This is a genomic window from Geothrix sp. PMB-07 (assembly GCF_030758935.1).
Classification (GTDB): Bacteria; Acidobacteriota; Holophagae; order Holophagales; family Holophagaceae; genus Geothrix.
Map to the genome: position 1 here is coordinate 1,427,996 of NZ_CP132333.1, position 12,968 is coordinate 1,440,963.

The window sequence follows — 12,968 nt, forward strand, 5'->3', positions numbered from 1 at the left end:
GATTTTAGGCCCCACGCCGGATACACTGATGGTTCCGCGTGGAGGATAACAATGGGTAAAGGTGTTTACACCTTTGGTGGGAACCGTAATGAGGGGAGCGCTTCCATGCGCAATCTCCTCGGTGGAAAGGGCTGTAATCTTGCCGAAATGGCGGGGCTTGGCATTCCCGTTCCACCTGGATTCACGCTCACCACCGAACAGTGTGGCGCTTATTACACCAACGACCGTCAGCTTGCCGAAGGGCTCAAGACGGAAGTGCTGGAGGCCCTGAAGTGGCTTGAAGGGGTGCGGGGTTGCGGCTTCGGTTCCACCGAAAACCCGCTCCTGCTCTCGGTGCGCTCGGGTGCGCGCGTGTCCATGCCTGGCATGATGGATACCGTTCTCAACCTGGGCCTGAACGATCAGACGGTCGCGGCGTTGGAGCGCGCCAGCGGCAACCCGCGGTTCGCCTGGGATTCCTACCGACGCTTCATCACGATGTACAGCAACGTGGTGCTGAACGTGGAGCACGCCCTTTTCGAGGCGGAACTGGAGCGCGCCAAGGAACGGCTCGGCAAGCACGAGGATACCGAACTCACGGCGGAAGATTGGCGGGGCATGGTGGCCGCCTTCAAGGACATCGTTCACGAGGAAACGGGCCACGCCTTCCCGCAGGACCCCATGGAGCAGCTGTGGGGCGCCATCCGTGCGGTGTTCGAAAGCTGGAACACAGGGCGCGCCATCACCTACCGGCGACTGAATCGCATTCCCGATGACTGGGGCACAGGCGTCAACGTGCAGAGCATGGTCTTCGGCAACATGGGGGATGACTGCGGCACTGGCGTGGCCTTCACCCGCGATCCCGCCACGGGGGAGCGGCTGTTCTACGGCGAATACCTGATCAATGCCCAGGGCGAGGACGTGGTGGCGGGCATCCGCACGCCCCAGCCCATCACCCGATCACAGGCCGCGGGCACTGGCCTGAAGAGCCTCGAAGAGGCCATGCCCACTTCATTCAAAGAGCTGGATGCCACCTGCCAAAGGTTGGAACAGCACTTCAAGGACATGCAGGACATCGAGTTCACCATCGAGCGTGGCAAGCTCTACCTGCTGCAGACCCGCAACGGCAAGCGCACCGCCATGGCCGGCATCCGCATCGCCATCGACCTGGTGGATGAGGGCCTCATCGACAGCGGCACCGCCCTGAAGCGCATCGATGCGGACAGCCTTTCTCAGCTGCTGGCCCCGGTTTTCGACCCCAGAGAAAAGGACCGTCTGCGGAAGGAAGGCAAGCTGCTGACCAAGGGCCTGAATGCGGGCCCAGGCGCCGCCACCGGGCGCATTGCCCTCACAGCGGAGCAGGCCGAGAAGATGGCCGAAGAAGGTCCAGTGGTGCTGGTGCGCGTGGAGACCAGCCCCGAGGACATCTCGGGCATGGTGGCTTCCCAGGGCATTCTCACGGCCCGCGGTGGCATGACCAGCCACGCCGCTGTGGTGGCCCGAGGCATGGGCAAACCCTGCGTCTGCGGTGCCTCCGCCGTGCAGATCGACCTGGCCCGCGGCCTCGTGAAGGTGGGTGAGCACGAGTTGAAGGCTGGCCAGGATTGGATCTCCATGGATGGCTCCACGGGAGAGGTGTTCATCGGCAAGCTGAGTGCCCATCCTTCCGAGGTCAATCAGGTGCTGGTGGACGGAAGGCTGAAGGCGGACGAGAGCGAACTCTACCAGCGCTTCGCGAAGATCATGGCCTGGAGTCACAAGGCCAAGCGCATGAAGGTACGCACCAACGCAGACACGCCCCATGATGCGGCCGTGGCTCGCGCCTTTGGCGCCGAGGGCATCGGCCTCTGCCGCACCGAGCACATGTTCTTCGAGGGCGACCGCATCATCGCCGTCCGCGAGATGATCCTCGCTTCGGACATCGAGGGCCGCAAGAAGGCTCTGGCCAAGCTCCTGCCCATGCAGCGCGAGGATTTTGAAGGCATCTTCACGGCCATGAATGGCCTGCCCGTGAACATCCGCTTGCTGGATCCTCCGTTGCACGAATTCCTGCCGCAGGATGAGCCCGGTCAGCGCGAGATGGCCGAGGTCCTGGGTGTGGATCTGGGCACGGTCGAGCGTCGTGTGGCCCAGCTGCACGAGTTCAATCCCATGATGGGGCACCGGGGTTGCCGTCTCGGCATCACCTTCCCTGAGATCATCCGAATGCAGGTGCGGGCCATCACCGAGGCTGCGCTCAATGTGGCCGCGAAGGGCGTCAAGGCTCTGCCGGAGATCATGGTCCCCCTCATCGGCACCGTGCGCGAGCTCGCCTACACCAAGAATGAGATGCTTGATGAGATCGCCCAGGTGAACAAGGAGCGGGGCACCCAGTTCGCCTGCCCCATTGGCACCATGATCGAGATTCCCCGGGCGGCCATCACCGCCGATAAGATCGCCCAGGAGGCCGAATTCTTCAGCTTTGGCACCAACGACCTCACGCAGATGGGTTTCGGCTTCAGCCGGGACGACGCGGGCACCTTCCTGCCCGAGTACGTGGGCAAGAAGATTCTGGAGGATGATCCCTTCCAGAGCCTGGACCAGGAGGGCATCGGGGAGTTGGTGCGCATCGCCTGCGACAAGGGCCGGGCCAGCCGACCCGGCATCAAGCTGGGTGTCTGCGGCGAGCACGGCGGCGACCCCCGCAGCGTGGTGTTCTTCCACGGGGTGGGCCTGAACTACGTCAGCTGCAGCCCCTACCGGGTGCCCATCGCCACCCTGGCCGCAGCCCAGGCGGCCCTCTCCTAGATCCCTGAATCAGTTATCCTGTTAAGGCCGCGCACCGCGCGGCCTTTTTGTCGGATGCAGCCATGGCCAAGACCGTCAGCGATCAGCCCGAGATCATCTATTCGATGATGCGGGTCAGCAAAATCTACAACAACAAACCCGTCATCAAGGACATCTCCCTAAGCTACTTCTACGGGGCCAAGATCGGCGTGCTGGGCCTCAACGGCTCGGGCAAGAGCACCGTGCTGCGCATCATGGCGGGCGTCGATCACGACTTCAACGGCGAGGCCGTGCTCAGCAAGGGCTACACCACAGGCATCCTCGACCAGGAGCCCCAGCTCGATCCGAACAAGACCGTGCGCGAGATCGTCGAAGAAGGCGCGGCCGAGCAGGTGGCCTGGATGAAGGAGTACAACGAGATCGGGGACAAGTTCGCCGATCCCGATGCCGACATGGATGCGCTGCTGGCGAGGCAGGGCGAGCTGCAGGAGAAGATCGACGCCCACGACTGCTGGGACCTCGACTCGCGGCTGGAGCAGGCCATGGACGCCCTCCGCTGCCCCGATCCCGACACCAAGATCAGCGTGCTCTCCGGCGGCGAACGCCGCCGCGTGGCCCTGTGCCGCCTTCTCCTTCAGAAGCCCGACATCCTCTTGCTGGACGAGCCCACCAACCACCTGGACGCCGAGACGGTGGCGTGGCTGGAGAAGCACCTGCAGGACTATGCGGGCACGGTCATCGCGGTGACCCACGACCGCTACTTCCTGGATCACGTGGCCGAGTGGATTCTCGAACTGGACCGCGGCGAAGGCATCCCCTGGAAAGGCAACTACTCCAGCTGGCTGGAGCAGAAGCAGAACCGCCTGGCCCGCGAGGAGAAGTCCGACCAGAAGCGCCAGAAGACCCTGGAACGCGAGCTGGAGTGGATCCGCATGTCCCCCAAGGGGCAGCACGCCAAGAGCAAGGATCGCATCGCCAACTACGAGCGCCTGGCGGGCGAGGAAGGTCGCCAGAAGGAGCAGGAACTGGAGATCTACATCCCCAGCGGCCCGCGCCTGGGCGACCTCGTGGCCGAGTTGAACGGGGTGTCCAAGTCCTATGGCGACCGCGTACTCTTCGAGAACCTGAGCTTCGCCATTCCACGTGCCGGCATCCTCGGCGTCATCGGCCCCAACGGCGCCGGCAAGTCCACGCTGCTGCGCCTGCTGACGGGCCAGGAGCAACCGGATGCCGGCAGCATCCGCCTGGGCGAGACCGTGCGCATGGCCTACGTGGATCAGCTTCGCGCCAATCTCAACCTGGAGAAAAATGTCTTCGAGGCTGTCTCTGGCGGCTACGAGCAGATCGAGCTGGGCGGCAAGCTCATCAACGCCCGCGCGTGGCTAAGCCGCTTCGGCTTCAGCGGTGATTCCCAGCAGAAGAAAATCTCCGAGCTCAGCGGTGGACAGCAGAACCGATTGAACCTGGCCCTCACGCTCAAGAGCGAATCCAACCTGCTCTTCTTCGACGAACCCACCAACGACCTCGACGTGAACACCATGCGGGCGCTGGAGGAGGCCATCGAGTCCTTCGCGGGCAGTGCGGTGGTGGTGAGTCACGACCGCTGGTTCCTGGATCGCCTCGCCACGCACATCCTGGCCTTCGAGGGCGACTCCCAGGTGCAGTTCTTCGACGGGAACTACAGCCAGTACGAGGAATACCGCAAGGACGTGCTGGGCCTGAAACCCTTCGATCCCCACCGCATCAAGTACCGGAAGCTCACGCGATGACCGAGGCCTCACCCAAGGCGGCCCGCCTGACCCTGCTGACGGCCCTGGTGGGCCTGCTGCTGGGCGGCACCGGGCTCTTCCTGGGGGTGGGCGAAGGTGTCCTGGCGCTGTGGGGCTTTGGTGCCGCCTGCCTGCTGCAGGTGGCGCCAGCTCTCAGCCTGCACGGGCGCATCCGGGATGGGCTTGGCAACAGCGGGCTCGAGCGGGAGCGCCTGACCCTGCGCTGGGTGAGTGTCCTGCTGCGCTTCCTGGCCCTGGGCCTGGCCATGGCGGCGGTCTCGGCCCTGCTGGGAGAGCGTTCGCCTCAGGCCAGCCTGGAGCTGCAGGGCCTTTCTGTGTTCGCTGTGCTGATCCTGACCGCGCTGTGGCAGGCCAAGACGGGCCTCAAGGGGGCCCACCCGAGCATCGATCAGGAGGCGGATCGCAATCTGGTGCTGGTGGAACTGGCGGCCCTCCTCCTGGTGGGCTGTGTCTTGGCCCGCTGGTTCGTCTGGGCCGATGCGGTCTGCGCCTTGGCCCAGGCCCTGTGGCTGTTCTGGACGGGGCAGGGCATGGCGAAACTGTCGGCCCTGCCGCCTGCCCGCGGCGGCTGCGGGGGCAGCTGCAGCTGCGGCTGATGAGAGTCCTGGAGCTGTTCTCCGGGCTCGGGGGCTGGCGCTACGCGCTGGGCGATCGGGGCAGGGTGATGGCGGCCTACGATGTGAATGAGGCCGCGAATGACACCTATGCGCTGAATCATGGGGAGCGCCCTCACGCCAAGGAATTGGGATCGGTGGAACCGGGGAGGCTGGCGGCCCGTGGTGCCGATACCTGGCTCCTGAGCCCGCCCTGTCAGCCCTTCTGTCGCATGGGGACCAAGCAGGGGCTGGAGGATCGCCGCTCCCAAGCCTTCCGGCACCTCATGGACGTGTTCCACCAGGCGCCGCCGGACCACCTGGTGCTGGAGAACGTGGAGGGTTTCCTGGGCTCCGATGCCCACGCCCTGCTGTCAGAGCGCGTGGGTGCCCATGGCATGCACCAGCTTGACCTGCAGGCCTGTCCCAGCCGCTTCGGCCTGCCCAACCAGCGGCCCCGGGTGTTCATCGTGGCCTCGAGAGGGCGCCTTGAACCGCTCCCGCAGCCGGACCTCCCTCCACGGCCCATCGCCGAATTCCTGGATGCGGTTGAGGACGAGCGGCTGTTCCTGAAGGCGGATGCCGAGCTGAGGCACCACCAGGGGCTCGATCTTGTGTCGCCCGCGGATCGCCGCAGCGCTTGCTTCATCGGGGGCTATGGGCGCCGCTTCGTGGGCAGCGGCTCCTTCCTGAAGACCGAGCGGGGCATCCGCCGGTTCTCACCCGCCGAGGTGGCGCGGCTCCACGGGCTGCCGGATGGTTTCCGATTTCCTGACGGGTTGTCGCTGGAAGCCCGCTACAAGCTGCTGGGCAACGGCCTCTCCATTCCCGTGGCAGCCTGGGCGCTGGCGCACCTCCGCCCCCGGTAGACTTGGACCATGCGTCTTCTGCTTTCCGCCTTCGCCCCCGAACTGGGTCCCCTTGCCGAGGCGCCACCCCTGGGCTGGGAGGTGGCCACCGTTGGCGTGGGTGCCGTCAGTGCCGCGGCGGCCACCGCGGCCCTGGTGACGGACCGCTGGCCCGAGCTGGTGGTCTTTGTGGGTACTTGCGGGCGCTATGATGAGCGCCTCTCCCTGTTTGACTGCCTCTGGGCCACAGAAGCCGTCGCGACTTCCGTGGAAGAGCTGCGCGGTGGCGCCTACCGTCCGAAGATCGAGCGCCGCCGCTGGCCTGCCACCCTGCCGGGTGCGCTGCCGGGCCATGCCGTGGCGGTGCCGCCCGCCATCACCTCCACGCGGGAAGGGGCGGCCCTCTTGGCCTCCCTGGCGCCGGTGGAGCACCTGGAGTTGACGGGGGTCTTCGAGGCCTGCCGTTTGGCGGGCGTGCCTTGTGGCGCGGCCCTGGTGGTGGTGAACGACGTGGGGCCTCAGGCTCAGGCCCAGTGGCTGGCCAACCATGAGGAAGGCAGCCGCCGTCTGGTGGCGCGGCTCAAGGAGACGGGCTTTTTCGCAGCGGGATGAAAGCCGTCGCGCCATCACCGGTTTCCATGCGCCAGCCGCCGGGTTCTGCAACAACCCGGGTTCCGCAGTGCGCGCCGGTGAGCCAGGGCTCGAGGCCCACGGCCTGAAGGGTCGCCAGCGTTTCAGCATGGGGATGCTCGAAGCGATTCTTCAGCCCCGCCGGGATGATCGCCACCTCTGGTTGCAGCGCGGCGATCCAGGCCGGATCAGACGCATTGCGGCTGCCGTGGTGGCCCACCTTCAGCAGGCGGTGGACAGAGGTGGCCTGGCCGCTTCCTGGATCTCCCAGATCGAGGAGGTCCCGTTCCTGGATGGCCATGGCGTCGCCCATGAGCCACAGCTCGCGCTCCCGCCAGGACACGCGCAGCACCGCGGACACCATGTTGGCGTCGGGCAGGCGGAAGGCCCGCGGCGGCCACCGCACGCTGAAGGCAGCCTCGCCGCGCATCCAGGCATCGCCCCGCAGCAGGCCCGAGGGGTCGCTTCCCTTGGGCCGGTAAGCCTCCCAGGGATCCTCCTCGTCGGCGGTGACCGGCACCGAGGTGCTGCTCAGCGGCCAGAGCCGCGTCAGCGTGGCCCAGCCTCCGGCATGATCGCCGTGGGGATGGGTGAGGATCAGGTGCACGGGCTCGCGCACGCCGCGTCGGCTCAGCACCCGTGCCAGCCTGCGTCCGGTCCATGGACTGGGCCCCGTATCGATGAGGGTGGCCGCTCCGCCGGGAACGCGCAGCAGCAGGGCGTCGCCCTGGCCCACATCGATGGCTTCCAGCGAAAGGGTGGTGGCTTTTCGCCCGGTGCCCCGGCAGGCCAGCAGCCCCAATGATGTGGACACGAGCAGCACCGTGAGCCAGCGGGTACGCCGCAGCCTTCCCTGCAAATGAGCGAGGAGCAGCCAACCCAACGCCAGCAGCAGCCAGGGCCAGAGGATGCCCGTGCCCAGCGGCGCGATACCGGTCAGCGAGGGCACGAGGCGATCTCCCATCCAGGTGAGGACCGCGCCGATGCCCTGGGTGAGGCCGGGCAGGGGCAGCAGGATCAGCAGGAGGCAGAGGGGCGTGAGGAAGGCCACGAGGGGCAGCACCAGCAGGTTGGCCAGGATGCCCCACCAGGGCGCGCCGCCATTCAGGAGGGCCAGGAGGGGCAGGGTGGAGAGCCAGGGCGCCGCGAGGCGGGCGAAGGATAAGGAAAGTCGGCCCAGCAGCGGTGACAGCAGCCCCGCCAGGGGTTCAGCGCCCCAGAGCAGGCCCAGGAGGGCCCACCAGGCGAGGAGGAAGCCCGGCTCCACGCCAGCGGCCGGGTGCCCCAGCAGCCAGAGCAGCAGAGCTCCATGGAGGCCCGTCACCGGCGGGAGCTTCCAACCGGTGGACCGGCCTACGGCCCAGGCCACGCCCATGAAGAGGCCTCGCCAGACCGGCGCCGAAAAGCCCACGAGGCCTGCATACAGCAGCCCCGCGGCGATGGTTCCCAGGGCCGCGCCGCGAAGGCGCAGGCGTCGAAGGAGGGCTTCCACGGCGGCCATGACCAGGGTGACCTGCAGGCCCGAGACCACCAGGATGTGGATGGTGCCGCTCTCGGCGAAAACGCTGAAATGGCCTTCGTCCGCCGGGGGAATGCCCAGGGCCAGGGCGCCCCACAAATCTTTGGCGGTGGGATCCAATGGCAGGGTCTCGAAGCGGCGCCGGGCGAAGGCCTGCAGCCGCAGCAGCCAGGAAGGCCTGGCCGGGCCGGTGATCTCCATGAGCTGGGCCGAAGCCAGGTGGATGCGGCGTGGCGATTCGTCACTGCGGGCCCGCCAGAGCGGGCGCTCGGCGAGGAAGGTTGGCGCGGGTTGAACAGGCCGCAGCTCCGCCCGGAAGCGCACGGGGGTGCCAGGCCCCGGCACGGGCTGTTCCTCGTTGGCGGGCAGTGTTAGGGGCACGCTGAGGCCTCGCATTGAGGCCGGTCCCGTCAGCTCAATCTGGCTGCGGAGCCGATCACCCTGGAACGTCCAAGGGGCGGCGATGCGGCCCTCCAACGCCTGGAAACCCACGGGCAGCGCCGCTTCCCACCGAGCCCGGTGGGCGAGGCCCAAGGTCGTGAATCCGGCCAAGGTGAAGGCCAGCGGGATCACCCTCCAGCGGCGAAAGCGAAGGAGCACCAGGGAGAGGAGCCAGGCGGTGCCTCCCGCGAGCCACCATTGGGTGGCGATGTGCCCATCCCAGCGCTCTGGCACCAGCCAGGGCAGGGCGCAGGCGGCAGCCATCGCCCAGGCCAGAGGCCAGAGCGAAGCTCCGGAGAGGCGCTGCCACAAGCTCGATCTGGAAAGCATGCGAGAGAGTGTAGCCGAGCCTGTCCAAACCTTGACAGTGGGCCTGGGGGTGGGGAACCTGAGGGCTATGAACCCAGCCCGGGCCCTCCTGGTGGACGACGATCCCACGATTCTCGAGGTGGTGGGCACCTTGCTCTCCCGCCATGGCCATGAGGTGGTGGGCACGGGTTCCGGCCTGCGGGCCGCGCAGTTTCTGCGCGGCGAACATTTCGACCTGGCCGTGGTGGATCTCATGTTGCCGGATCTCAGCGGCCTGGAATTGGCCCGCCAGGCCGTGGCCAAGCCCGACACAGTGGTGGTGGTGTTGTCTGGATCGACCTCGGTGGAAACCGCCCTGCAGGCCATGAAGATGGGCATCTACGACTACGTGCCCAAGCCTTTCCGGCTCGAGGCGTTGGAGCACACCCTTCTGCGTGCCATCGAGAAATCCCAGCTGAACCAGGAGAACAAGCGGCTCCGTGAGCAGATCCAAGGGCAGACGCCGGGCCCACAGATGGTGGGCCGTTCCGAGGTCTGGCAGAACCTGCAGGCCCTGTTGCGCCGCGTGGCACCCACGCCCTCCACGGTGCTCATCACGGGGCCCTCGGGCACCGGCAAGGAGCTGGCCGCCAAGGCCATCCATCAGTGGAGCCCCCGGGCGCGAGGCCCTTTCGTGCCCATCCACTGCGGAGCCATTCCTGAAAACCTGCTGGAGGACGAGCTCTTCGGCCATGTGCGCGGCGCCTACACGGATGCGCGCACCGACCGCCCGGGGCGTTTCCAGCAGGCCGAAGGCGGCACCCTCTTCCTGGATGAAATCGGAACCATGCCCCTGAACCTGCAGGTGAAGCTCCTGCGGGTCATCCAGGAGCGGGAGTTCACCCCGCTGGGTTCCAGCCGCACCCTGAAAGCGGACTTCCGTCTGCTGGCGGCCACCAATGAGGATCTGGCCAGCCTCGTGGAACAGAAGCGGTTCCGAGAGGATCTTTTCTACCGCCTCAACGTGATTCCCATTCAGTTGCACCCGCTGCGAGACCACCCCCAGGACATCCCGGTGCTGGTGGCTCACTTCGCCCGTAAGTTCGCACGGGAACTGGGTCAGCCCCTCAAGCAGGTGGAGCCTGCCGCGCTGCAGGCCCTGGAGGCCTACGGCTGGCCGGGCAATGTGCGCGAACTGGAGAACGCCGTGGAGCGGGCCATGGCCCTGGGCTCCGACCCCGAGCGTTTGCTGCTCCAGGATCTGCCTGCGCCCATCGCCGGTGTGCTGCCTTCCGTGGCCTTTCCCCGGCTGCCCCAGGATCAGGATCTGGGGCGCTTCCTGGAGGGCCTGGAACGCCACCTGATCTTGGAATCGCTTCAGGCCACGGGCTGGAACAAGAGCGAGACCTCCCGGCGCCTCGGCATGCGCCGGACCACCCTCCTCCATCGGCTGCGGGCCCTCAACATTCCGCTGGATCCCATGGGCGAGGCCGAGTCCACCCTGGTCCGAGAGGTGCATTGATGCGTGTTCCAACCCTGTCGGCGCTGGCCCTGCTGCTGGCCTGCGGCTCCCTGGCGGCCTGGTCGCCCAAGGTTCATGAGGCTCAGACGGCCAAGGCCATCCGCCTGCTGCCGCGCCGCATGGCGGCCTTGCTGCGGGCCCACCCAGAGGCCCTTCTGGAGGGGGCTCGCGGAGTGGCCAACGACCAGCCACCCACGGTGGAACAGGTGGAGGCCCAGTTCCGGACGGTGCTTCGCTTGAGCGAAGAGCACCGGCGCCCCGAGGACATCGTCCGCGACTTGGGCGTTCTGGCCCACCAGGTGCAGCTGCTGACCGACCCTTCGGCCATGGATGGCATCAGCCCGCTCCGGGAGAGCTTTGAAGCCTATGCGGATGAGCACCAGGCCCACCTGCTGGTGTCCAAGGAACCCTATTGGGCGGCCTCAGGCAGCCTGGATCCCAGGCCGCGCCTCAATCAGTTCATGGCGGTGAAACAGGAGCGCAACCTTCGCCTGAAAGCTCATTTTGATGAGACGACTGGTCGGCGCATCGGCGTTTGGGATGATCTGTCCGTGCCCTTCGCCCAGATGCAGTTGGCCTTCTCCAATGGTGTCTATGCCACCGCGAATCTCTGGATCCTGCTGTGGCGCGCTGCAGGGGACCAGTGGGAGCTCCCACCCGGACCCTGATCACACTCTCGGGGCGGGTTTGTCTGGAGCACTAGGCGAAACACGACTTTCGGGATATCTTTCCAAGCATTCCCTTTGGAGATGGACATGGGCACCTATACCCGCCTCGGGTCCTACCTGCTGGCTTCTGAGCTGGCCAGCGACCCCTTCGGCGCTGTGCATCGCGCGGTGATCATCACCGGCAACAGCTTCGACCGCCATGGCCTGGTGCGAACCTTCTCCGAAGAGCTGTTCCAGGCGGGCCTGAATACCCGCTTGGCGGAAGCGGGTCGCGTGGTGCCCCTGTTGGGTGGCGCCCGCATTTTCGGCTTGGGCTACCGGATCGAGGGCGGCAAGACGCCCCATGTGGCCTGGGATTATGTGCCTGGCCGCAGCCTCGCCCAGCTCATCGACAAGGCCCGGCAGGAGCAGATCCCTTTCGGCGTGGACCACGCCCTCACGGTGATCCAGGGCGTGGCCCAGGGCATCGTGCAAATGCAGGCCAAGGGGGTGAGCCATGGCGTGCTCAGCCCCCACAGTGTGTGGGTGAGCTTCGAGGGAGCCACTCAGATCGTGGATGCGCCCTACGCAGCCATCATCAAGAGCCTCTTGGCCAAAGCGCCTGCCGCCAAACAGAAGCTGGCGCCCTACCTTCAGATGCCTGAAGCCAGCCCCGTCCAGCAGGATCTCTTCGCCCTGGGTGCGGTGCTTTACGAACTGCTCACGTTCGAGCGCCTGCCCCTGGGCGGCGATCTCGAAGCGGTCTTGGACAAGGCCACCCTCAAGGCCGCCCAGGAAGAGGCACCGCTGCCCGCGGAGATCCGGGCTTTCCTGGGGCGGCTGCTGTTGAGCCGCCAGCCCTTCGCCACGATGGAAGCCTTCAATGCCGAGCTGGAGCGGGTGCTCTACGACGGCGAATACAGCCCCACCACCTTCAACATGGCCTTCTTCATGCACACGCTGTTCCGGGAGGAGAACGACCGGGATGCCACGGCCATGAAGGCGGAGCAGGGGGACAACTACATCGCCTACACCGCCGCAGGCGAGACGCTGCGGAGCGGCGCCACGCGGGTGGAGCACATCGACGGCCATGCGGAGTCCCAGGCCAGTCAGAAGAATTCCACGCTGCTCATCGGCGGCGGTTTGGCAGCCGTGGTGATCCTGGGCCTGGGCTACATGTTCTTCGGGCGGCCCAAGGTGGATCCGGCCATGCAGAAACAGCTGGCGGAATTGCAGCTGTTGAAAGTTCAAATCGAGCAGCAGAAGTCGGATCTTGATGCCAAGGCCAAGGCGGAAGCGGACAAGACGGCGCTGTTGCAGAAGCAGCTGGCTGAAACCAAATCCGTGGAAGAAAAGGTGCGGATCCAGAAGCAGCTGGAAGAGGCGCAGCAGCGCAAGCTTGAGCTGGAACGGCAGCAGAAGCAGAACGAGCAGCGGCTCGCCGAGCAGAAGCAGAACGAGCAGAGGCTGGCTGAGCAGAAGAAGGCTGCGGAAACCAAGGTGGTGGCGCTGCCCCCGCCTCCGGCCCCGGAGATCCCCAAGCCGCAGCCCATGCAGGAGGCCCCCAAGCCCGCCGTTCCGACGCCTGCCCCAGCGACGCAGGCCGCTCCAACCGCGGCGGCCGCCGTTCTTGAACCGGCCCGCATGATCAGTCAGGCGCCTCCGGCCTACCCCTTGCGCGCCAGCCAGCTTCGCTGGGAGATGAATGTCGACCACTTCGTCCGCCTGAAAGTCTTCGTGGGCGAGCAGGGACAACCCCTGAAGGTGTCCGTGGTGGAAGGCGTTCAGGGAGCCTACGGGTTTGACGAAGCCGCCATCGATGCCGCCAACAAGTCCACCTTTGCTCCCGCCACCCGCGACGGCAAGCCGGTTCGCGGCTGGACTCCTGAAATCACCTACAAGTTCCAGCGAAGGCGTTAGGCGTCAGCGCACCTGAAAGGGCCGC

The 12,968-nt window shown here is 66.5% G+C and carries 9 protein-coding genes; 8 read left to right on the top strand and 1 reads right to left on the bottom strand.

Going from position 1 to position 12,968, the window contains the following annotated elements:
• Positions 1 to 51: 51 nt before the first annotated feature.
• From ppdK to Q9293_RS06295, 5 genes are all read left to right on the top strand, one after another.
• The gene (gene ppdK / locus Q9293_RS06275) at positions 52 to 2,766 is read left to right on the top strand and encodes a pyruvate, phosphate dikinase (RefSeq protein WP_372342178.1); all 2,715 of its coding nucleotides are present in this window, start codon (positions 52 to 54) and stop codon (positions 2,764 to 2,766) included.
• Positions 2,767 to 2,828: 62 nt separating this feature from the next.
• Positions 2,829 to 4,514: an energy-dependent translational throttle protein EttA gene (gene ettA, locus Q9293_RS06280; RefSeq protein WP_306251129.1), complete on the top strand. Its 1,686-nt coding sequence runs from the start codon at positions 2,829 to 2,831 to the stop codon at positions 4,512 to 4,514.
• Positions 4,511 to 5,131 carry a hypothetical protein gene (locus tag Q9293_RS06285; protein WP_306251131.1) on the top strand — a complete coding sequence of 207 codons (621 nt, stop codon included), beginning with the start codon at positions 4,511 to 4,513 and terminating at the stop codon, positions 5,129 to 5,131. Before ettA ends, Q9293_RS06285 begins: the two co-directional genes overlap by 4 nt.
• The gene (locus tag Q9293_RS06290) at positions 5,131 to 5,997 is read left to right on the top strand and encodes a DNA cytosine methyltransferase (RefSeq protein ID WP_306251133.1); all 867 of its coding nucleotides are present in this window, start codon (positions 5,131 to 5,133) and stop codon (positions 5,995 to 5,997) included. Before Q9293_RS06285 ends, Q9293_RS06290 begins: the two co-directional genes overlap by 1 nt.
• Positions 5,998 to 6,006: 9 nt before the next feature.
• Positions 6,007 to 6,588 carry a phosphorylase gene (locus Q9293_RS06295; RefSeq protein WP_306251136.1) on the top strand — a complete coding sequence of 194 codons (582 nt, stop codon included), beginning with the start codon at positions 6,007 to 6,009 and terminating at the stop codon, positions 6,586 to 6,588.
• Here Q9293_RS06295 and Q9293_RS06300 read toward each other — a convergent pair.
• Positions 6,557 to 8,878, bottom strand: a complete 2,322-nt coding sequence (locus Q9293_RS06300; protein ID WP_306251137.1) for a ComEC/Rec2 family competence protein — start codon at positions 8,876 to 8,878, stop codon at positions 6,557 to 6,559. The genes Q9293_RS06295 and Q9293_RS06300 overlap by 32 nt on opposite strands.
• Positions 8,879 to 8,963: 85 nt before the next feature.
• Between Q9293_RS06300 and Q9293_RS06305 the strand changes: the two genes are divergently transcribed.
• The 3 genes from Q9293_RS06305 (at position 8,964) to Q9293_RS06315 (ending at position 12,943) form a co-directional block, all read left to right on the top strand.
• Positions 8,964 to 10,376, top strand: a complete 1,413-nt coding sequence (locus Q9293_RS06305; protein WP_306251139.1) for a sigma-54 dependent transcriptional regulator — start codon at positions 8,964 to 8,966, stop codon at positions 10,374 to 10,376.
• Positions 10,376 to 11,044: a hypothetical protein gene (locus Q9293_RS06310; RefSeq protein ID WP_306251141.1), complete on the top strand. Its 669-nt coding sequence runs from the start codon at positions 10,376 to 10,378 to the stop codon at positions 11,042 to 11,044. Before Q9293_RS06305 ends, Q9293_RS06310 begins: the two co-directional genes overlap by 1 nt.
• Positions 11,045 to 11,131: 87 nt before the next feature.
• Entirely contained in the window at positions 11,132 to 12,943 is a 1,812-nt protein-coding gene (locus Q9293_RS06315) for a TonB family protein (RefSeq protein WP_306251143.1), read from the top strand.
• Positions 12,944 to 12,968: the final 25 nt, after the last annotated feature.

What these genes read in the sequence shown, in the direction of transcription:
- Q9293_RS06305 (WP_306251139.1), top strand. Translation starts at nt 8,964, where the DNA reads ATGAACCCAGCCCGGGCCCTCCTGGTGGACGACGATCCCACGATTCTC.
- Q9293_RS06295 (WP_306251136.1), top strand. Translation starts at nt 6,007, where the DNA reads ATGCGTCTTCTGCTTTCCGCCTTCGCCCCCGAACTGGGTCCCCTTGCC.
- ppdK (WP_372342178.1), top strand. Translation starts at nt 52, where the DNA reads ATGGGTAAAGGTGTTTACACCTTTGGTGGGAACCGTAATGAGGGGAGC.
- Q9293_RS06315 (WP_306251143.1), top strand. Translation starts at nt 11,132, where the DNA reads ATGGGCACCTATACCCGCCTCGGGTCCTACCTGCTGGCTTCTGAGCTG.
- ettA (WP_306251129.1), top strand. Translation starts at nt 2,829, where the DNA reads ATGGCCAAGACCGTCAGCGATCAGCCCGAGATCATCTATTCGATGATG.
- Q9293_RS06290 (WP_306251133.1), top strand. Translation starts at nt 5,131, where the DNA reads ATGAGAGTCCTGGAGCTGTTCTCCGGGCTCGGGGGCTGGCGCTACGCG.
- Q9293_RS06310 (WP_306251141.1), top strand. Translation starts at nt 10,376, where the DNA reads ATGCGTGTTCCAACCCTGTCGGCGCTGGCCCTGCTGCTGGCCTGCGGC.
- Q9293_RS06285 (WP_306251131.1), top strand. Translation starts at nt 4,511, where the DNA reads ATGACCGAGGCCTCACCCAAGGCGGCCCGCCTGACCCTGCTGACGGCC.